Origin of the sequence: Enterococcus sp. 3G6_DIV0642 (assembly GCF_002140635.1) — a bacterium.
Taxonomy (GTDB): Bacteria; Bacillota; Bacilli; order Lactobacillales; family Enterococcaceae; genus Enterococcus_D; species Enterococcus_D casseliflavus.
The window spans coordinates 83,658-104,115 of the sequence record NZ_NGLH01000001.1 but is presented as its reverse complement, the minus strand read 5'-3'; the positions used below and the strand labels follow the sequence as shown (position 1 = coordinate 104,115).

General features: G+C 44.5%; 20 protein-coding genes. 7 read left to right on the top strand and 13 right to left on the bottom strand.

The window, feature by feature from the left end:
• Nucleotides 1-6: 6 nt before the first annotated feature.
• From A5878_RS00480 to A5878_RS00470, 3 genes are read left to right on the top strand one after another with little or no spacing between them, the layout of a single operon-like run.
• Nucleotides 7-948: an ATP-binding cassette domain-containing protein gene (locus A5878_RS00480; RefSeq protein WP_086294330.1), complete on the top strand. Its 942-nt coding sequence runs from the start codon at nt 7-9 to the stop codon at nt 946-948.
• The gene (locus tag A5878_RS00475) at nt 945-1,697 is read left to right on the top strand and encodes an ABC transporter permease (RefSeq protein ID WP_086294329.1); all 753 of its coding nucleotides are present in this window, start codon (nt 945-947) and stop codon (nt 1,695-1,697) included. The genes A5878_RS00480 and A5878_RS00475 overlap by 4 nt, the downstream gene beginning before the upstream one ends.
• A 60-nt stretch (nt 1,698-1,757) precedes the next feature.
• The gene (locus A5878_RS00470; protein ID WP_086294328.1) at nt 1,758-2,114 is read left to right on the top strand and encodes an MmcQ/YjbR family DNA-binding protein; all 357 of its coding nucleotides are present in this window, start codon (nt 1,758-1,760) and stop codon (nt 2,112-2,114) included.
• Between the two features lie 107 nt (nt 2,115-2,221).
• Here A5878_RS00470 and A5878_RS00465 read toward each other — a convergent pair whose 3' ends face one another.
• The 12 genes from A5878_RS00465 to A5878_RS00410 all read right to left on the bottom strand — a co-directional run bounded on the left by A5878_RS00465 (nt 2,222) and on the right by A5878_RS00410 (nt 16,622).
• Nucleotides 2,222-3,664, bottom strand: a complete 1,443-nt coding sequence (locus A5878_RS00465) for a glycoside hydrolase family 1 protein (protein WP_005226517.1) — start codon at nt 3,662-3,664, stop codon at nt 2,222-2,224.
• Nucleotides 3,665-3,885: 221 nt separating this feature from the next.
• Nucleotides 3,886-5,199 carry a PTS sugar transporter subunit IIC gene (locus A5878_RS00460; protein WP_086294327.1) on the bottom strand — a complete coding sequence of 438 codons (1,314 nt, stop codon included), beginning with the start codon at nt 5,197-5,199 and terminating at the stop codon, nt 3,886-3,888.
• A gap of 7 nt (nt 5,200-5,206) precedes the next feature.
• Complete coding sequence (locus A5878_RS00455; RefSeq protein ID WP_086294326.1) at nt 5,207-6,487, bottom strand: DUF4038 domain-containing protein; 1,281 nt, start codon at nt 6,485-6,487, stop codon at nt 5,207-5,209.
• A gap of 46 nt (nt 6,488-6,533) precedes the next feature.
• On the bottom strand, nt 6,534-7,391 hold the full coding sequence (locus A5878_RS00450; protein WP_086294325.1) for an alpha/beta hydrolase: 858 nt from the start codon (nt 7,389-7,391) through the stop codon (nt 6,534-6,536).
• Nucleotides 7,392-7,403: 12 nt separating this feature from the next.
• A complete protein-coding gene (locus tag A5878_RS00445; protein ID WP_086294324.1) occupies nt 7,404-8,852 on the bottom strand; it encodes a glycerol kinase in 1,449 nt (482 codons plus the stop codon).
• Nucleotide 8,853: 1 nt separating this feature from the next.
• Nucleotides 8,854-9,795: a transketolase family protein gene (locus A5878_RS00440; RefSeq protein WP_086294323.1), complete on the bottom strand. Its 942-nt coding sequence runs from the start codon at nt 9,793-9,795 to the stop codon at nt 8,854-8,856.
• Nucleotides 9,782-10,618 carry a transketolase gene (locus A5878_RS00435; protein WP_005231740.1) on the bottom strand — a complete coding sequence of 279 codons (837 nt, stop codon included), beginning with the start codon at nt 10,616-10,618 and terminating at the stop codon, nt 9,782-9,784. Before A5878_RS00435 ends, A5878_RS00440 begins: the two co-directional genes overlap by 14 nt.
• Nucleotides 10,609-12,027 (bottom strand): L-fucose/L-arabinose isomerase family protein, encoded by a 1,419-nt coding sequence (locus A5878_RS00430; protein WP_086294322.1) that lies wholly within the window; start codon nt 12,025-12,027, stop codon nt 10,609-10,611. The genes A5878_RS00435 and A5878_RS00430 overlap by 10 nt, the downstream gene beginning before the upstream one ends.
• A gap of 31 nt (nt 12,028-12,058) precedes the next feature.
• Nucleotides 12,059-12,346, bottom strand: a complete 288-nt coding sequence (locus A5878_RS00425; protein WP_010748502.1) for a hypothetical protein — start codon at nt 12,344-12,346, stop codon at nt 12,059-12,061.
• A 169-nt stretch (nt 12,347-12,515) separates the two neighbouring features.
• Entirely contained in the window at nt 12,516-13,523 is a 1,008-nt protein-coding gene (locus A5878_RS00420; protein WP_086294321.1) for a LacI family DNA-binding transcriptional regulator, read from the bottom strand.
• A 117-nt stretch (nt 13,524-13,640) separates the two neighbouring features.
• The gene (gene pulA, locus A5878_RS00415; RefSeq protein WP_086294320.1) at nt 13,641-15,662 is read right to left on the bottom strand and encodes a type I pullulanase; all 2,022 of its coding nucleotides are present in this window, start codon (nt 15,660-15,662) and stop codon (nt 13,641-13,643) included.
• 345 nt (nt 15,663-16,007) lie between these two features.
• A complete protein-coding gene (locus A5878_RS00410; protein ID WP_179190610.1) occupies nt 16,008-16,622 on the bottom strand; it encodes a TetR/AcrR family transcriptional regulator in 615 nt (204 codons plus the stop codon).
• Nucleotides 16,623-16,941: 319 nt separating this feature from the next.
• Here A5878_RS00410 and A5878_RS00405 point away from each other — a divergent pair, with 319 nt between their 5' ends.
• The 3 genes from A5878_RS00405 to A5878_RS17435 are packed head-to-tail and all read left to right on the top strand — an operon-like array spanning nt 16,942 to nt 18,006.
• Nucleotides 16,942-17,268 carry a PadR family transcriptional regulator gene (locus tag A5878_RS00405; protein WP_005226473.1) on the top strand — a complete coding sequence of 109 codons (327 nt, stop codon included), beginning with the start codon at nt 16,942-16,944 and terminating at the stop codon, nt 17,266-17,268.
• Nucleotides 17,255-17,845, top strand: a complete 591-nt coding sequence (locus tag A5878_RS00400) for a DUF1700 domain-containing protein (protein ID WP_086294318.1) — start codon at nt 17,255-17,257, stop codon at nt 17,843-17,845. The genes A5878_RS00405 and A5878_RS00400 overlap by 14 nt, the downstream gene beginning before the upstream one ends.
• On the top strand, nt 17,842-18,006 hold the full coding sequence (locus A5878_RS17435; protein ID WP_005226470.1) for a hypothetical protein: 165 nt from the start codon (nt 17,842-17,844) through the stop codon (nt 18,004-18,006). Before A5878_RS00400 ends, A5878_RS17435 begins: the two co-directional genes overlap by 4 nt.
• A 291-nt stretch (nt 18,007-18,297) precedes the next feature.
• Here A5878_RS17435 and A5878_RS00395 read toward each other — a convergent pair whose 3' ends face one another.
• Nucleotides 18,298-18,783: a DUF2798 domain-containing protein gene (locus tag A5878_RS00395; RefSeq protein WP_086294317.1), complete on the bottom strand. Its 486-nt coding sequence runs from the start codon at nt 18,781-18,783 to the stop codon at nt 18,298-18,300.
• Between the two features lie 258 nt (nt 18,784-19,041).
• Here A5878_RS00395 and A5878_RS00390 point away from each other — a divergent pair, with 258 nt between their 5' ends.
• Nucleotides 19,042-20,415 carry an MFS transporter gene (locus A5878_RS00390; RefSeq protein WP_086294316.1) on the top strand — a complete coding sequence of 458 codons (1,374 nt, stop codon included), beginning with the start codon at nt 19,042-19,044 and terminating at the stop codon, nt 20,413-20,415.
• The last annotated feature ends 43 nt before the right edge of the window (nt 20,416-20,458 follow it).

Below are 20,458 nucleotides of genomic sequence, written 5' to 3'. Positions count from 1 at the left end.
AAAGCTATGGATATCCATATAAAAAAGAAAATGCTTCACGTGAAACATTTACAAAAAAGCTTCAAAGACAAAACCGTTTTGAAAGAGGTCACTTTTGACGTCACTCCTGGCGAAGTATTTGTCTTACTAGGATCAAACGGCGCTGGAAAAACCACTTTAGTCAAAATTTTGTCCACTATCCTACCTTTTGACCAAGGAACCGCGCTGATCGATGGGATCGACTTGACCAAAGATCCAGCAGCGATTCGCGAAAAAATCAGTCTGACAGGGCAATTTTCCGCCGTCGATCAAGAACTGACCGGACGAGAAAACTTGCTGATGGTTGCTGCCTTGCGCCATGTCAAAAACAAACAGTTTATCGTCCAACATTTGTTAGAGCGTTTTGATTTGGTGGATGCCAGCAACCGACTAGTCAAAAATTATTCTGGTGGCATGCGACGACGCTTAGACATCGCCATGAGTTTTATCGGCGAACCTGACCTGCTCTTTTTGGATGAACCAACGACCGGGTTAGACCCGCAAAACCGCTTAGCCACATGGCACATGATCAAAGAGATCGCCGCTCAAGGACGAACGATTTTCCTGACGACTCAATACCTCGAAGAAGCTGAATTTTTAGCAGACCAAGTCGCCATCTTGCATGAAGGGAAAATCATCTTGCAAGGAACACCAACGGAAGTCAAAGCACTGCATCCTTCACAAACGATGGAAATCAGCGTATTGACGAAAGAACACTTGCAGACCATGCGACAGCATCTGTCTGACTTTCCGCTGCAAGTCAATGAGTCCAGTCTCTCTCTGGCATTTCCCGTCAGTCAAGACTTCCAGCATTCCTTCACGCTGTTGCAGGAACTCAATCAACTACCGATCACTATCACCAGTTTTAATCAAAAGAATGCTTCGTTAGAAGATATTTTTCTAACACTTGTCCAAGGAGGAAACCAATGAAAGCAATTATAGAAACCAACACCTTATTCAAACGTAATCTCTTGCTATCGATTCGCAGTATGGAGACTTTGCTAAGTGGGATTTTGACCCCAGCGATTTTAATGATCCTCTTCGTCTATGTTTTTGGGGGAGCCATGAACGTCGGCGATACCTCTTATGTCGATTTTGTCGTTCCTGGTGTTCTCGTCCAATGTATCGCCCAAAGCGCCTCCTCCGTTGGGGTAACGGTGACGGAAGATTTGAAATCCGGCATGGTGGAACGGCTGATGACCTTGAGTATTTCTAACTCAGCCTTTTTAAACGGCCATGTCTTCGCCGCGACCCTTCGAAGTTTGATCAGCACCTTGGTCGTGTTGATCGTTGCCATGGTCATCGGTTTTCGCCCTCAAGCCACAGTTGCAGGCTGGGGACTCGCCTTCCTATTGATCTTTTGCTTCACCTTCGCCTTTACTTGGGTCTCAGTTCTGGTTGGGCTCATCGCCAAAAGCCCCGAGACAGCTACCTTGTTTACTGTCTTGATCACCCTTTTGCCCTACTTAAGCTCTGGTTTCGTCCCTACGGAAACCATGCCGCGTCCGTTAGCCGTTTTTGCTGAATACCAACCAATGTCGCCGATCATCCATTCTTTGCGCGGGCTTTTGTTAAACTTGAAAGATACCACCTTGATCAGTGCCTTTAGCTGGTGCGGCGGTATCGTAGTGGTGAGCTGGTTCTTGGCACGGATGCTTTATCAGAAACGGTTACGCTAGATAAGAGGAACCAGTGGTATAATATAAGTAGTTTTCTATTATGAAAAGGCAGGGATACCCATGGATCTTAAAAACCGTCTGATCGCCTTCGCTCAGACCTTCAATGATGTTCAGATCGACCATCCATTTGCAAAGTTTCCCGAGTACCAAGTCTTGCGGCACCGTAAAAGCGGCAAATGGTTTGGCTTGCTGATGACTATAGAAAAGCAAAAATTAGGCTTGGAAGGAACGGAAATGATCGAAATTTTAGATGTCAAAGCAGCGCCCGAAATGGTTTCGATCATCAATCAAAGTCGCGGCTATTTACCCGCTTATCACATGAATAAAAACCATTGGCTCACCGCATTACTAGATGGCTCTGTATCAGAAAAACAACTCCAATCTTTGTTACGAGACAGCTATGAACGTACCCGTTAAAACCAAATATCAAAAAAAACCGATCAACGATGCGCCTGTATAGGAGCACCGTTGATCGGTTTTCTTTTATAACGGATCCTGTGTCATCCGTGAGTCTAACGAAACACTTAGGCCAACTCTTCTCCGTTTGTTGCAATGACTTGTTTGTACCAATCGAAGGATTTTTTCTTGGAACGATCCATCGTGCCGTTGCCTTCGTCATCAAAGTCAACATAAATAAAGCCATAGCGTTTGCTCATTTCGCCTGTTGAAGCACTGACAAGGTCGATACAGCCCCATGGCGTGTAACCGATCAAGTCTACGCCATCAGCGATCGCTTCGCCCATTGCTTCAATGTGGCGGCGCAAGTAATCGATACGATAATCATCTTCGATCTTACCTTCTTCGTTAAAGGTATCAATGGCTCCTAAGCCGTTTTCCACGATAAACAACGGTTTTTGGTAACGATCATACAGTTCATTTAACGCGATGCGCAGCCCTTCTGGGTCGATTTGCCAGCCCCATTCACTTGCTTCTAAGAATGGATTGCGGACGCCGCCCAACAAGTTTCCTTGCACTTCATCGGCTTCTTCTGTGGTGATATCCACGGCAGAAGACATGTAGTAGCTGAAGCCAACATAGTCAACAGTATGTTCAGCGATCAAGGCTAAGTCTTCTTCGGTAATCTCAAGATCCTCTTTATTGACGCCGTGTTCTTTGTACAAACGATCCGTAAAGGATGGGTATTTTCCACGTACTTGCACGTCGGCACAGTAGTAGTTGAAGGCTTGATTATGGATCATCGTCGCCACTTGGTTGACTGGGTTCGCATCAATGCTGTAAGTCGTTGCATAAATGATCATACAACCGATCTGTAACTCTGGGTTTAATTCATGGCCGATTTTGACTGCTTTACTGCTGGCAACAAATTGATTGTGCCACGCTTGGATCACGTTTGTAAAGTCGCTGGCACCCGTGCTGTTGACCATTCCTTGACTCAATGCGGAGAAATGGAAAGCAGAGTTGATCTCATTAAAGGTCATCCAGTATTTGACTTTGCTGTGGAAACGTTCCAAGACGACTTTTGCAAAACGTTCATAGAAATCGATCAATGCTCGATTTTTCCAGCCACCATATTCTTTGGCTAAATGCAGAGGCATTTCATAGTGGGAGATCGTAACCACTGGCTCGATCCCGTATTTCAAACATTCATCGATCAGCGCATCGTAAAATGCTAGCCCAGCTTCGTTTGGTGTCGTTTCATCGCCTTTTGGAAAAATACGTGTCCATGCGATAGAAAAACGATAGCTCTTGAAGCCCATTTCTGCAAACAACGCAATGTCTTCTTTGAAACGGTCATAATGGTCGATCCCGCGATGATTTGGGTAGGTGTATTTGTCCTCATCGATCGTCCAATCAAACGTATCACTGCCTAAAATCGCTAAACGCTGTTTGCCGCCAGGCATTGCATCCGCCACTGACAAGCCTTTGCCATCGCGATCGAACGCCCCTTCTAATTGATTCGCTGCGGTCGCGCCGCCCCATAAGAAATTTTCTGGAAATTTTGCCATTTGCTCGTTCTCCTTTTGTTTTCTTTTGATAAACCTACCTAGCTGATTACTGAAAAATCCCCGATAAAAAACAAAAAACCTAAATAAGAGCCGCTGCTAAAACGAGAAGAGCGCTTTCTTATTTAGGTCTTGCCTGATCGAGTCAGTAACAATCCACGTGGGTTTTCTTTCTTTAACTATAGCACTAACTCGTTGGCTTGTCATCATAAAATCGGTTTCTTTTAAACCGTTTCCCCCGTTGCATCGATACTTTCAGTTTGACCCTCAGCTTGCGCAGCTTCTGCTTCGGTTTTTAATTTTCCTTTATCTAAGACTTTAACAAAAGGAATGTACAGCAAGCAGCCTACCAAAACGCAAACAACTTGTAGAACTGCAATTTGCCAACCACCAGCGATAAAGCCGTTTAAAAAGATCGGTGTACCAAAAGGAACTTGTACCCCACTAAGTCGTGGAACGATACCACTCCAAATGGCTAGATAAGCAACTAGGGTTTGTACCAGTGGTGTTAAAATAAATGGAATCGCCATAATCGGATTTAAAATCAACGGCAATCCAAAAATAATTGGTTCATTGATCGTAAATAAACTAGGGACAGCACTTAAATTCGCTACTGTTCTGGATTGCTTGGATTTTGCTAATAAAAGCAAAACGATTACTAATGATAATGTTCCTCCGGCACCACCAATACCAGAAAATAAGTTATAGAAGGACTGACTTAAAATATTCGGCAGCTCGGAACGAGCAACACCACTAGCTAAAGCATCCATATTTTCCACATCCATTGGTAAGTACAAAGCGGTGACAAAGCTACCCACCACCAACGAACCATGGATACCGAAGAACCATAGCACCATTTGGATCAGTACAATAAATAACAACGAACCTACACTAGAAGACAAGCTTTGCAGCGGCATTGCCAAGATTTGATAGATGAAATCTGAGAATGAGCCATAAGAAGTAAAACTGAATGCCCAGCTAATGACGATCGCGGCAAACCCAGAAATAATTGCTGGAATCAAACCGGCGAAGGTATCCGTCACAAATTGCGGCACGCCTGCTGGCATTTTGATGGCGATATTTTTTTCTAAAATAAAGCAGTACAAACGAGCAAAGACTAAGCCGCAGATCATAGCGGTAAACAAGCCTTGAGCGCCGAGTTTGCTCATGTCGAGGGTCGTTGTTTCCTCTAAGGTAACCATTGGCGTCATCATCAAAAAGGCAAACAGTGAAACGATGCCGGCAGGGACTGCCGACTGCTTAAATTCTGTCGCTAAACGGTGACCGACCAGAAAGGAAGCGTACACTGAGATAACCCCAACGGTCATACTGTAACCGACGGAAAAATAGCCGCCAATATTGATCGAATTGATAAAGTCTGTCCATCCTTGAATCGGCAAAACTGCTAACAATAAGGCGATCGAGCCAATAATGTTGATCGGCAGCGTCGCCATCAACCCGTTTGAAATTGCCTTTAAATACCGATTGTTGGAGATTTTATCTGCAAATACTAACACCTTATCCATATACTTATCCATTTTCTTTTCACTCCTTTATTTGGATGACGAACAATACGTCTTCGTGACAATTGTGGGGATGGAAAACAGTGATACCATCGGTAACTGTCAGTTTTGGTTTCAAGAAACGATTGGTATTCAAATCGATCAATGTGACGGTCGCTGTAGAAAGATCTCCTTGCAGGCGAACTGTTGTATTGCTTGGCAAGTAAAGCAACGCATCCTTCGATCCTGCGATGGCTGCCATACGAATCTGTTCATTTGCATCGATCAAGCGCTCTTGGCAAGGCACGAGCTCCTGAATATTTAATAATTCGAATAATTGCTTGATAAAGCCATAATCATCTGCCCCAGGAAAAGACAAAGCTTCTGGCCAAATCATCGGACGGTCAAACGCTTCCCCGATTTCTTCCGCAAAGGTCGCCGTCGGGGTTTGCCAACTCCAGATGCCGTGGGCACCGTACGTGATCCCAGCCGAGCCGCCGGCTAACAGTGATTGCCATGCTGCTTTGCGGACATCTTTTTGACCAAATCGACCGTATACGTGACGGGCATAGCCCATTTGTTCATAGCAAGGTTCTGAGTTGATGATCGGCAGCTGCGGTTCTCGTTGATAAAAACGCTCTGCCAAATAATAAGGCATATTCAAAAAGGCGCTGTTATGACCTGATTGGTATAAAAATAAGTCCAAATGTTCGACGATAGGTTCAGGAATCTCTTCAAAACGTCCCTTGATATGAATCGTTTTCAGGGTATTCGGCGAATGCTTTTCAAAGAAAGCAAAGGCTTCTAGATACGTATCGATGGTTGGCTGTGTTGGGAAATCCGTATCGCCACCAATAAAGTAGATCGGATGGAAGGCATCAAAAGTCGCAATCACTTTTTGATAGTAGACCTGGCGGCAATCCTCCGGCAACACGTTGCGTTCTTTGTCCAACTGGCTAGCCCACGTGCCGGCGACATAGTTTGACCACAAGACGACCAATGCTAAAGTAAAGCCTTTCTCATCGGCAATTTTACAAAGACGCTGAGCCCGTTCGAAATAGGCATCCTCCCAAACAGTAAAATCAAAGACGCCCGCATCAACAGGAAACGGCAAGCAGTCAAATTGACCACGGCTGCGATCCCATTGCGGTAACACATTGATTTGTAAGGTATTGAAGCCCTGCTCTTTGCGTTTGTCTAAGTAGGTGATCCAGTCATTTTCTTGAATACTAGTAAAGGCACTCCAGCAAGTATCGGCTAAATAAAAGAAATGCTGGCCGTCTCGCAATAAGGTGCGTTTGTTTTGGCTCACGGTGATTTTCACGGTGGTGCTCTCCTTTCATCGGCACAAGTTGTGCACTGGCGGTTTTTTAATCAATATAACTGCTGAGCCAGCCCTCGCACAGCTCAAACCATTTGGCGACATGGGTATTGAGGTGACTTGGCTTGCGTGCCGTTGTTCGATCCGCTAATGCCAGTCCGTGTTCGCCTTTTTCAAAAATATGCAGTTCAAATGGAATTTCTGCTTCTCTTAATTTGACCGCCAGCTTCAACGAGTGTGCCACATCGACTAAGACGTCTTCCGTCGTATGCCAGAGAAACATCGGAGGTGTCCACTGATCGACATGATGCAAAATGTTCATGGATTGAATGGCTTCTTCCGTCGGTTGTTTACTCCCAAAAAAGCGCTCGTTGGCAGTTAAAGGTGTCTCGATCAGACTAGCGGCAAAGCCTAGCTCATCGATTGGGAAGGCATGCTCTTGATAAACCAATGGGTAGCCGGCGATCGCCAAATTCACTTTCAGTAAGTCACTGCTGACGCCCAATGCTTCTGCCAGCTCAGCATCGTGCCAGCGCGTCGCTAACTGCAACGCTAGATGACCACCTGCTGAAAAACCGCAAACAATGATTTGTTCCTCATCCACCAACCATTCTTGAGCATGCGCACGAATGATTTTGACGGTTTGGGCGGCTTCCATCAAGGCATTATGGGGAACGTTTTTCACTTGGTCACCGGTGGTGTACCATAAAACAACACTATTTAGCCCGATACTATTGAATTTCAAGGCAATGACTTCCGCCTCTCGATCACTGGTAAATGCGTAGCCGCCGCCTGGACAGACGATCACTAGCGGTCGTTTCTTGCCGACATTGTACTCTTTGGATTGGTGCAATAAATAGGTATCAACGTAAGCCGTTTGATTCAATTGGATTCGTTGGGTCTCCATATAGTTCCTCCTTTATCCTTCACTAAAAGCAGCTGACTTCTCAATGAACCGTTTCCATTTTTCATATTTCAAACGGATCACGGCCTGTTCGGCTTGCGGAACGATCGTGGCTTGCTGAATAGCTGGTTCATTCATGGTTGGATTGGCAACAAGCATCGTGCCGATGGCTGAAAATTCTTCGACTTCGCTGACGATGACGGGTTTATTGATCAAAGTCGCCAATAAGCTCATCAAGGCGCGGTTTTTCGAAACACCGCCATCGATCATTACCTGATTGATCAGTCGTTCAGCGACTTCTTCCATCACATCGATCACTGCTTTGATTTGAAAAATGATACTTTCTAAAACGGCTTTCAACAGCTCATGAGTCGTCGTCGTGCGTTTCATGCCGACAAAGCTGGCAGTCATCGTATTATCCCAAAAAGGGGCACCCATTCCTTGCAATGCTGGGATAAAATAGATGTCTTCTTGACTGTCACTGGTCAGCACTTCTTGACAGATCTCAGCTACATCTGGCAGCGGAGCCACTTGCTCACTGAACCAGTTGATGGCGTCACCACAGGAACGGATGATGCCTTCTAGCGCAAACGCTGTTTCCTGGCTAGTTTGCCAGCCGACCGTCGTCAAAATGCGGCGATCTCGCAACGTCTGCTCCTGCTGCACTTGCATCATGATCGAACAACCGGTGCCCATCGTGATTTTTACATCCCCAAGGCTTTGACAACCTTCCCCAAATAATGCCGCTTGTGAATCGGCTAAGATCCCTTTGATAGGGATTCCGTGATAGTCACCGAAAACCGCATCAGCAGGTTTGATCGCTGGCAAGTCTGCTAAATGGATGCCAAAAAGTTTGACGAGTTCTGCATCCCAACGGCCCTCTTCAATATTGTAAAATAATGTTCGGCAAGCGTTGCTGGCTTCTGTCGCAAATACTTTCCCTTGCGTTAAATTCCATAACAGCCAGCTGTCCATCGTACCGATCGCCAACTCGCCAGTTCCCGACTTTTCCTTGATGGCCGATAATTCTTGTGCCAGCCATTTCACTTTGGTGCCAGAAAAATACGGGTCTAAGCGTAAACCGGTCTTTTGATTGATCGTCCTTTCCCAGCCTTGTGCCGTCAATTCTTCACAAATCGCGGCGCTGCGGTTGCATTGCCACACGATCGCATTGTACAGGGGATTGCCAGTCAATCGGTCCCATGCAATGATCGTTTCTCGCTGATTGGTCAATGACAAGGAAACGATTTGATCTGCAGTGATCGCTTGTTCTTGAAACACTTGTGCCAGCAATTCTTGGACATTTTGCCAAATCTCGAGGGGATCATGTTCGACCCACCCGACTTTTGGATAAATTTGGCGGTGTTTTTTATCGTAACGTTGCAGGATTTTCCCTTCTTGAAACAGTAAGAGCTTGGTACCGGATGTACTCTGATCTAAAACCAGCTGATAGGTCTTGTCCATCTTAAGCTCCTAGAAACGCAACCGCTGTTTTCGCTATGGAGGCACCGTCTAAGCCATAATGGGCAAACAGTTCTGACGAAGAACCAGTAATCAAGGCTTCATCCGGAAAAGCAATGATTTTTTGTCGAATGTCCGTTTCTTCTGTCAGTGTTTCCGCCACGGCAGCTCCTAAGCCGTTGTATTGGCTGTGTTCTTCCACAGTGATCACGGTGCCTGTTTCTTTCGCCACTCGTTTGACCGTTTCTGAATCAAAGGGCTTCAAGGAATGAACATTTAAAACGGAAGCAGTGATGCCTTGTTTTTCCAATAGCTCAGCAGCATCCAACGCTTGGCGCACGGTTTCGCCGGTGGCGATCAATGCGACATCTTGGCCGCTTCTCAGCTCAATGGCTTTGCCGATCTCAAAAGGATAATCTGCAGAATCATAACAATCTTCAACAGGATTGCGACCGAGACGGATATAGGCTGGTTCATTTGATGCCGCTAAGGCTTTAAACATTTGGATCGTTTCAAAGCGATCTGCTGGCAACAGCACTTGCAAATTAGGGATCGCTCGTGCCACTGCGATGTCTTGCAAGGAATGATGACTCATGCCTAATGCCCCATAACTGACACCGCCGCTGATACCTACGAGTTTGACATTTTTATTCGAATACGCGACATCGACTTTGATCTGCTCGATACTGCGCATGCTGAGAAAACAAGCTGGAGAGGCAACGAAAGGGCGTTTGCCCATATGGGCTAAGCCAGCCGCAATACTGACGATGTTTTGCTCTGCGATCCCTACTTCCACCAATTGTGTCGGTAATTCCTTGGCCAAAGGTGCTAACGAAGCGGAACCACGAGAATCACTGGTCAACACCGTGATCGCAGGATTCTTTTTTCCTTCTTCAATCAATACGTCGCACATCGCTTGGCGATTGGCAATATTATTTTTTCCCATGAGTCAAAACCTCCATTTGCTGATCAAGTTCGGCAATAGCTTGTGCAAGCTCTTCTGCCGTTGGCACTTTATGATGCCATTGCGCTTGATTTTCGGCTGCAGAATAGCCTTTGCCTTTGATGGTTTTAGCAATGATCAGCTTCGGTTGATTGGGCTGATGCGGTTTTTCTAATGCAGCCACCAAGGCAGCCATATCATTGCCATCAACGATATGCACATCCCAACCAAAGGCACGCCATTTTTCATCTAGCGGCTCCACTGCCATCACATCTTCCGAGGCGCCCGTGATCTGCAAGCCGTTGCGATCAATGATGGCGGTCAAATTGTCCAGCTGGTAGTTGGCAGCCGCCATGGCTCCTTCCCATACCGAGCCTTCTGCTAATTCGCCATCTCCCAACAACGTATAGGTTTGATACGTGCGGTGATCCAGTTTGCCTGCCAAAGCGATCCCTACTGCGACGGGTAAGCCGTGACCTAGCGAACCAGTATTCATCTCAACACCAGCTACTTTATTGTTTGGATGACCGATCAGTCTTGAACCAAATTGCGAAAAGGTGGCTAATTCTTCTTTCGGCAAAAAACCTTTGTCCGCTAAAACGGCCCATAATACTTCTGCCGCATGTCCTTTACTTTGGATATACTGGTCACGATCTTGCTTTTGAGGATCTTTCGCATCGACATTCATTATCCGATAATACAAGGCCACTAAAATATCGGTACAAGAAAGATCCGAACCAGTATGACCCGTTTTTGCTTGATAGATCAGCTCTAACACGGATTTTCGAATCGTTAAAGCCTTCATCTCCAGCTCGTTTATTTCCATGATTGATCCCCTCTCAAGTATGCTTTGACGTCTTCTTCGATTGGATCATAAAAATCTGGCTGCACACCGATGTATTTGCATGCTTCGTACAAGATCGGCACCACATTTTTTCTGACCGCCGCAACATGATGAATATAAGGGCCTTCAACGAGTTTGAATTCCAAGCGATTCAAATTCGCAAATTCCAGATAGAGATAGGTCCCTTGATTGTATGGGCCATCGATCCCTTTACCAGTGCCCATCAGCAGTGAGTACTCGCCGTTGTCCCCATCAAAGCGACACAGCGTATACTCGTCTTTGATTGCCCGAAAAGCGACTGATCCTGGATAGTCAAAAACAAAATGTCGTTGCGGCAAGATCGGTTTGGTCTCTGCAGTGGAATAAGCAAAAACTCCTAAGTGTTGCAGCAATTCGCCATTCTCGTTCTCTGGATGGCGGCAGTTGACATCCGCAAAGATCGCTCGATTTTCCCCCAACGAAGCGGCTTCGACCAACAGTTCCGAGATCGCCCCATGGACATCCGTCTCACAGACAAAAGGCAAGCCTTCTTCTTGTAACAGCGACAGGGAGGCATACGGTAAAATACCGATTTCGTCTTGTAAGGCCGTCCAACACTGGATGACTCCTGCATTGCAGCCGTAGCTTTCACATAAGTTTTGCAAAGCCACTTTAAGGGCTGCCACCATCTCCAAATCTCTCGCCGAAATTTGGACTTCCGTATTGGTTTCGAAATAATCAATGACTGCTTGCAATTTATCTGGCTGCTGTTCTTTGACTTTCTTGATTTCTTGCACCACTTCTTGGATCGGTACTGGTGATAGCGAAATATTGAAACGCTCCAATAGTTCGCCTTCGTTGCAGATCACAGTCCAAAAATCAAAGGGGCGTGGGCCAACTTGCAAGATTCGTGTTTGTTTGAAGGTCTTGACGACATTGCAGACTTTGATAAAGTCTTGCAAGCCGCGGGCAAATTCTGGTGAATCAATATCAGAATTTTTGACATAGGTGAAAGGTACCTTGAAACGGCGCAAGACTTTCCCAATAGCGAAAAGACCGCATTGCGTATCCCGCAAACGTGAACCGTCGGCGGCTGGCGTCTCATCTTTAGGTCCCCACAGTAAGACGGGGACATCTAGTTTTTTGGCTAGACGAGCACAGGCATATTCCGTACCAAAGTTTTCATTGGCTAGAAAAAGACCGTCGATCTTCGCTGCTTTGAATTTTTCGGCGATTTTTTCAACCCCTTCATCATCGTATAGTAAGCCGTCTTCGTTGATATCTAAAATATCTACATAATCAATGGCGAGTTCGTCCATTTTTTGTCGTGTCAGATTGGCGTAATCAATAGCTGCTTCTGCACTAAACAAATTTCTTCTAGTCGGGGCGAACCCGATGGTTACTTTATCCATAAAACCACCCTTTGCGTTTTAGTATATTTAGCTAAATTTTTATTTCTTCGACGATTCGTGCTACATTTTTGCTCAGAAATTCCTCATCCGTCAGTAAAACGATTTTTTTATCAGGAAAGGCTGCTGCGACTTTCGCTTGATTGAAGCGGGTTTGAGGAGCTAAAATCAAAAAATCATAGTCATTCCCCACCATAAATATTTCTGAAAAAGGCGCGGAATTGACTTGGTAATGCTGTTCATCCGCTAGTTGCTCTTTGAGCGCTTTGACGAGCAGTGCACTGGAGAGCCCAGTGGCACAAAAGAGACCGATCTGTGTCATCTATTCACTTCCTCAAAATGTAATCCCTTACTTTTTACACCTTAAATATAGCACAAGCTAAATATTTTGCAATAGTTTTAGATAAATATTTTTGTTTAATAACTAAAAAAGGACAAAACGCTTGCTAAACGTTTTGTCCTTCTTCTTATTTTTCATATTATTTTTACTCTTAATTGATGCTTTCGCGTTCGACGATCGTCGTGGCGACCAGCATTTTCAGATGGTTTTCATCTTCACTCGTGATTTTCTCGATCAAGCGTCGCACGGCTTGGCGACCAAGGTACACTTTATCTACTTTGACGGTGGTCAGTGGTGGGTTGCAAAATTCCGCCAAAGGAATATCATCGAACCCAACAATGGTCAACGGATGATCGGGAAACACTTCGCGAATGGCTTTCATGGCACCGATGGCGATATTGTCATTGACCGCAAAAAAGGCGCTTGGCAACGGTCGCTGATCGGCACGCAAGGATTCCAAATAGATCTTCATGTCTTGATAGGAGCCTTCCAAGGTGGGTTCTACTAAGGCTTCCGTCTCTTCATAATGGATCAGATCATGCTCTTGGATCGCTTGGATGAACCCTTGCTTGCGTTCACGGAAGTTGTTGATTTGAAAGGTAGAATTGATAATGCCGATGTCACGGTGGCCTTTTTCGATCATCTTTTCAACGATCTCATAGGCACTGTCACGATTATTGATGGCGACAAAATCAAAGTCCTGCGAGTTAAATACCGTATCTAAAATCACTAACGGTACTTCCAAATGGCGAAAGACTGCTAAATCTTGTTTTTCCAATTCCGTTCCTAACAATAGCAAACCATCTGCTAATTCTGGACGGATCTTTTCAATCGGGTCTTCTTCTGGTGCCAGTGTGATATGGGAAATGACCAGTTCATAGCCTAACGCACTGCACTCCATTTCGATTCCTCGGATCAATTCAGAAAAGAAAGGCGTATCCCCTACGACATTTCCTTGTTTGTTCATTACGACAAATTTGATTTTTTGGCTTTCCGTTTTTTTAATTTCTCGCTGATCAAAATACCCCATCTCACGAGCGATCTTCAAGATCGCTTGCCGTTTTTGTTCACTGATCCCCTTACGATTGTTGATCGCATTAGAGACTGTTCCGCTGGAAACGCCAGCTTTTCGGGCAATATCAGAGATCACAACTTTCATTTGCTCACCGCTTTCTGCTTCTCATTCTGTTAAAAGTATAGCAAAAGAATTGTTTTTTTACTACCAAAAAAGCTAAAACAAACTAAAATTTTTAGTTTGTTTTAGCTTCTACTTTGATTAGTTACTTTGTTCCGCCAAAATGCAGAAGGACAATGGGTCGATGGTTATCCTTGACGCTGCTACGCCGCGAGAAGCGATCCCAGCTCCTTTGGGGTCAGCAACGAGGTGCCAAGAAGCATTTTCTGTTGCCGTCGGTAAGTCAAAGGACCAGCTTTCTTCCGTGCTGTTGAGTAAAACGAACAAGGAACGCCATGGATGCTGTTCGTCACGATTGGGTACTTGATACGCCAAGCGATTTTCATCCTTTGTCTCATAAAAGACCATGCTTTCAGCCGTTTGGGTCGTGGCATCTCTCAATGGTGCATAGGACTGCCGCAATGCCCACAAGCCCCGATACAGCTCGCGCAATTCTTTGAAGGTTTTGGCACGTGCCCAATCCAGCTGATTGACTGTCAGTGGCGAACGGAAGGAGTTTTCATCGCCTTCTTTGGTACGGCCAAATTCTTCCCCAGCTTGGGTCAGCACGGCTCCTTGGCTAGTAAACAAAATGGCTGCTGCTAGTTTGTTACGGGCTAAAAGCTCAGGATCAAAATCATAATTTCTTTCCTTCGCTGAAGCCTGCATGGTTGCCACCAGTTTATCCCATAAGGTCAAATTATCATGGACTGACGCATAGGCGATCACTTGGCGGGGCGATTTTGCCCAGCGCTCGGCGCCTTCTTGCCCAGCAACTTTTGTATTTCCTTGAATCGCCGTTGCCAAATTTGCCGCATAAAAGGTTTGCTTGACTTGCGGTTGACCATTCATTCCTTGAATAAACGCGCCGTCTGTTTCTTCAAAGACATCGCCTTTGATACTGTCTCTTAAATCATTGCTAAAAACCGCAACGCCTTCTGACAGTGCCCAAACATTGCTTTTATTTGCTGGGATATTCGGCTGAATGATTTGATTGCTGCCGGCATCCCATGGCTCGCCGTATAAAATCACATGGCTGAGGCCGGCATCATCTAGGCGTTGACGCAATTGGTTCATGGTTTCCACATCGATCAGGCCCATCAAATCAAAGCGAAAGCCGTCGATTTTGTATTCTTGCGCCCAATATAAAACTGAATCAATGATAAATTTACGCATCATTTTCCGTTCAGAAGCCACTTCATTGCCGCAAGCAGAACCGTCCGCAAAATTCCCTTCATCATCTTGACGGTAGTAATAATCAGGCACCGTCAAATTAAACCATGATTCTTCTGTGATCGCAGTGTGATTAAAGACCACATCCATCACAACGCCGATGGCTTCTTCGTGCAGCGATTGGATCATTTGCTTGCATTCACGAATCCGTGTCTTGGGATCACTAGGATCAGAAGCGTATCGTCCTTCAGGTACATTGTAATTTTTCGGATCATAGCCCCAGTTATAGGCAGACGAAGTTTCATCATTGTCAAAATCGAAGATCGGCAGCAGATGAACATAATTGATCCCCAGCTCTTTTAAATAGGCCATACCAGTTGGTTGACTTTCATCTCCCACCAGATGGGTCTTTTTTTCAGTGAAGGCTAAATATTTTCCGCGATTTTCTGGTGAAATACCGCTGTTTTCGGCACCACTGAAATCTTCGACATGTAATTCCCAAATATAGGCATCTGTGATCGACTGCTGACCGACGCCGTGACTTTCCTGCCAACCTTCAGGATCTGTTTCCTTTAAATCAATGATCGCACCGCGGTTTCCGTTGATCCCTACTGCCTTGGCATAAAGATCCATCGCTTCTATTTTCTGCCCATCTCGTTGAAACTCAAAGGTATAAAACAGCTCCTTGACGTTTTCTTCCGTCGTGACTTGCCAACAGTTGTCTTCTTGAACCATCGGCAGCGTCAGCAGACGATCGTCAGTCCCAGCAACACCGCTTTGATAAAGCAATACTGAAACGGCCTCTGCCTCTGGTGACCAGCATTTGAACGTGGTTTGCTGTCCTTGAAAAGTCACACCAAGATCATTCCCGTGATACGTATGTTCTTCTAAAAAACCGATCCTGCGATCGATCGCAATCTTTTTTTCTCCATACTGCGTGTTTTGTCCCATCAAAATTCCTCCATTCAAAGTTTCTAACTATAAAAGCCAGTTACTTTTCTGCTATTTCTACCTTCTCATATTTCTTGAAAATTGCCAACAATAAGCCGCCTTTTCTTTGACCTAAAAATAAGCCTTAACACTACAGACAAGCCCTTTTCTTATTTTGCTAAACGACTTCGCACCTATTTTTATCAAAAGAAAAACCCCCACTCGTTGAACGGCTCTTAAAGAATAGCTATTGCTTCTAATCTTTAAGATCACTGCTCCGATGGGGATTGTTGAAAAAGAGGAAATCAATAATGGCAATGATAGCTGTCGCAATATTCTGAAATCTCTTCCTCTTTTTCTCGCTATCTATTGATCACTTACAGCTAGACCTGATTCAAGTAAGGTTTTAGGTAAATCACCTTGATAAAAATCGACCGGTTCATGAAGGACTCGCTGCCAATAATTTTGTGTCTCTTTCAAAAAATTAGCATTATCTTGCGTATTTCCTTCACGAATAAACAGCAATACCAACCCACTAAAAAAGATCAAGGCTTCTTCATGATATTTTCTCAGATCGCTTTTATGCGCACATTGAAAAACAGCTGATTCAGCAATTGCTTCTTGAAAATAAGCAAAAGAACGCTCTTTTATGTAAGGACCGCAGCCAATATCATTTAAAAAAAGTGCGAAAAAGAGGTTGCGATTGCGGCTGGCAAATACGTAATAGTCCTGCCAAAAGCTGTATAAGGAATCGAGTGTCTCTTCTGACTCTTTTTTTGTTTCGTGAATGTCGCGAAACACATCATCAACCATCGCCTGTTTATAATTTTGCATGTTTGAAAAATTCAAATAGATCGGTTGGGTCGATGTTCGTGCATATTTAGCAATGTCGCGGACAGTGATTGGTCGATAAAGATATTCCACCAGATATTTTTTTAAGCAATTGATCAAATATTTTTTCGTAATCGTTGCTTTTCTCATAATACCCCTTCCTTTCTGGACGTCACCAATTCTTGCTGATGATCGTCTCATTCACTTTGACTACTTGCAGCTTTTAGAAGCACAACCAACGCCCATTTTCTTACTGAAAGTAATCTTTATACTTCTACTTTAACAAAAAAGAGCACGTTAACCTATACTTTCCGCCGATTTTCTTAATTTTATTTTTTATTTTTGACCATTTTATTAAAGAAACTCTTGTTGTCTTATGGTGCTCAGACTTAAGGCTGATTTTGACTGGTGCTGCTTGTGGAATGATACTATGTAATGTATAGTATGAGTATGAACAGGAGGAGAGCCTTTGGATGCCCAATTAAAAAAAGGATTATTGGAAATTTGTGTTTTGGCTTATTTGCAGCATGGTGACTCTTATGGCTATGAATTAGTCAAAAACATATCTCCTTTACTGCCAATCTCAGAATCAACGCTCTATCCTATCTTGAAGCGCTTAGAAGCCAGCCGAGCGGTTGAGACTTATAATAAAAGCCATCAAGGACGGACCCGAAAATATTACCGCTTGACCAAAATCGGAAAACAGCGGATCGACGATTTTTTAACCAACGACTGGCCCCAATTGACATTGATCCAGCGATTTATTAAAGGAGGAACATTAGATGAACAGAGTTGATTTTATCAAGGCATTGGCTGCGGAATTATCTGAAAAAGTCAGACCTAGCGAGATTCATCAGCTGATCAACTATTATGACGAGATGATCGAAGATTTGATGGAAGAAGGATACACTGAAGAAGAAGCCGTGGCACGCCTTGGCTCCCCAAAAGAACTGATCCAAACAGTCACAGAAACAGAAGAGGTCGTGGTAGAGATTCCCCGCCGCTTTCATCCCTTTTTGCTCTTGATCTTAGTGCTAGGCTTTCCATTGTGGGGCAGCCTCTTGTTAAGTGCCGCTTTGCTGATCCTAAGCTTTTTAATAATCATCTGGTGTGTGCCTTTCACCACTGGCATGATTGGTGTCACTACGTTTATCGGTGGGATTGCTAGCGTTGTCTTAAGTCCCATGCTGATGGCGGATGGTTTCTATCTCTTTTTAAGTCAGTTAGGTGTGGGGATTTTCTTATTTGGTTTAGGGCTGCTTTGCCTGATCGCCACTTATAGTATGAGCCGACCTTTTTCACGTCTTACCCACTCCCTTGTCATTTGGCCGAAATCATTTGTTCAAAACTATCGAAAGAAGGCAGTCCTATGATCAAAATCAATAAGCGCTTTTTCGTTTTTCTCAGTCTGTTGTTTATTATTCTCGGACTGGTCATCACCTTTATCGGTTTTTCAATGTCAGGCTATTCACCTGATGCCTACCATATTGAGCATCGTCGCTGGTATCAACTCGTTGGTTTCTATACGGAATAACAGACGGAAAATAATTATAAGTTGATTTTTTGGTCATAAAAACAATCGATTTGCATTAATTTCATGTATCGGTGAAAAAATTGAACTTCTCTTTTTGACGGAACCATATTACTATATAAGTACATCCTGTATCCTATTTCATAGGGTAAACAGAAAAACCCATACCATCCTATGGGTTTTTTTGCTGTCTATAAAAGCAAAAAACGTGCCGCAAGTCCAGGTATCGCCAAGCTAGCTGTTTTAGCTAACCTTGGCAGAACCTGTCTGCAGTACGTTTTTTCTAATGATCGATTATTCCCCTAGTACTGGCTGTTCTTGCACAGTGCCAATAGGAAACAAGGCGCGAAACACTCGGCGAACGATTGGACCTGCAATGAACAATTGCAACGGCAATGCGACGATCACATTTTTCCCAATGTTGCTTAGCCAATTGACCAACACTGAGTGATCAGGGTTTGGGTGCATCAACGCACCAAAGAGTGACATACAGATCACCATGCCGGCGATCATCAATGAAGAAATCAAACCGATTTTTTTCCAAGTAGCTGATTGATGGTCCAAAAATCGAAACGCCAAACCTTTTGCCGGACCAGAAACAATGAACCAATCCAAAATAAAGGCGACACAAAGGGCTAATGGCAATTCATTCCACGCCAATTGGAATGCCAATGCCGAAACACCGACTTGAAACATGAGGTTATAAACACTCATAAAATACACCATGAAAATACACATAAGTGTCGTATAGATCAAACTTTCTTTTTTATTGATGGGCATGTAACAACTTCCTTTCTCTTTTTCGTACTCGACTATTCTAGCAGAAGAAAATTTCTGGTGTAAGTAAAAGTTTGAAAACTTTCAAAAAAGTTTTTTGCTATTTTTTTATCCACTTCTCTTGACACTTTCTTATGAAGTCAGTAGAATAGCGATAGATTAAATCGTACAGATAACAAGCGGGTTCGCTTGTCGAGAGAGAGGCGGTTTCTATGAGAATAGAAACGGTCTCTTTTTTTGCGAATTTTTAGAGGTGAGAATATGGAAAACAACAAAAAACTCGTGGGGGCGATCCTCGCAACCGGATTGATGTCATTTGCAGGTGTGCTGATTGAAACAGCCATGAATGTAACGTTTCCGACATTGATCGATCAATTTACGCTTTCAACATCCGATGTTCAATGGGTGACGACCATCTACTTACTGGTCATCTCCATCATTGTCCCAATATCGACCTACCTTTTGAAACGCTTCTCATTGAGAACCTTGTTTCTAGCTGCCAACGCCTTTTTCCTTGTTGGCTTGGTGATCGACTTTTTATCGCCGACGTTTGCCATTTTGCTGATTGGCCGCTTTTTCCAAGGTGCCAGCACAGGGATCGCACTGCCTTTGATGTTCCACATCATTTTGACTTACTCCCCCTTTGAAAAACGGGGAGCGGCAATCGGCTTAGGGAATTTGACCACTTCCATCGCTCCAGCGATCGGACCGACATATGGGGGCTTATTGACCGCCCATTGGTCTTGGAATGCGATCTTTCTTTTCTTGATCCCAGTCTTGCTGGTCTCCCTAGTACTCGGCCTTTACTCGATCCCTAAAACGGCTGGGGCAAAAGACACTTCCCTGGATTTACTGAGTGTATTAGGAATCGTCTTGATGTTCAGCGGCTTCTTATTGTTCTTGAATCAAGTAGGCACCTTGGCAAGTCTACTGCCGCTGCTTTTCGGTTTCATTGGTGCTGGCTTGTTTTATCAACGCTCAAAAGGCCCGAACCCTTTGATTCGTTTGGCTGTTTTGAAAAACCGCAGCTTCAGTTTGTTTCTGTTTGGCTTTCTTGTTTGTCAGTTCCTTTTACTGGGCATTTCCTTTGTCTTGCCGAACTTTGTCCAACTCGTCTTGGGAAAAGATGCCTTTACTGCAGGATTAGTTATGCTTCCTGGGGCGGCGATCGGGGCGATCCTTGCGCCGATCTCTGGTCGGTTGCTGGATAAAGTTGGACCGAAAAAACCGATCCTGTCTGGTTTGACGTTGATTGCCATCGGTTGGCTTTCCTTAGCCCTCGTTTTGCATTCGCCTTTCATTTGGAGCCTAGTTGCTGGACATGTCTTTTACATGATCGGGATCGGCTTAGCCTACAGCAATATGATGACCACCGGCTTAAACAAGCTGACTCCTGCGTTGTACGCGGACGGTAATGCGATCTTTAATACGCTGCAGCAATTTTCTGGTGCAGTGGCGACGGCTGTGGTGGCGACCATTATCAATTTGGCACAAAATGCGGCGACCGATTACACCCAAGGGACGGTCATCGGCTCTCAAATCGCCTTATTCTTTTTGTGGGCCCTGGTCTTACTGACTTTCCTATTAACGATCAACTACTTCCGCAAAAGCACCGACAAAAAAGCCGTCAGCTAACTGCGGCTTTACCCATTGAAAACCAAGAAAAAAGCCGCTCTCC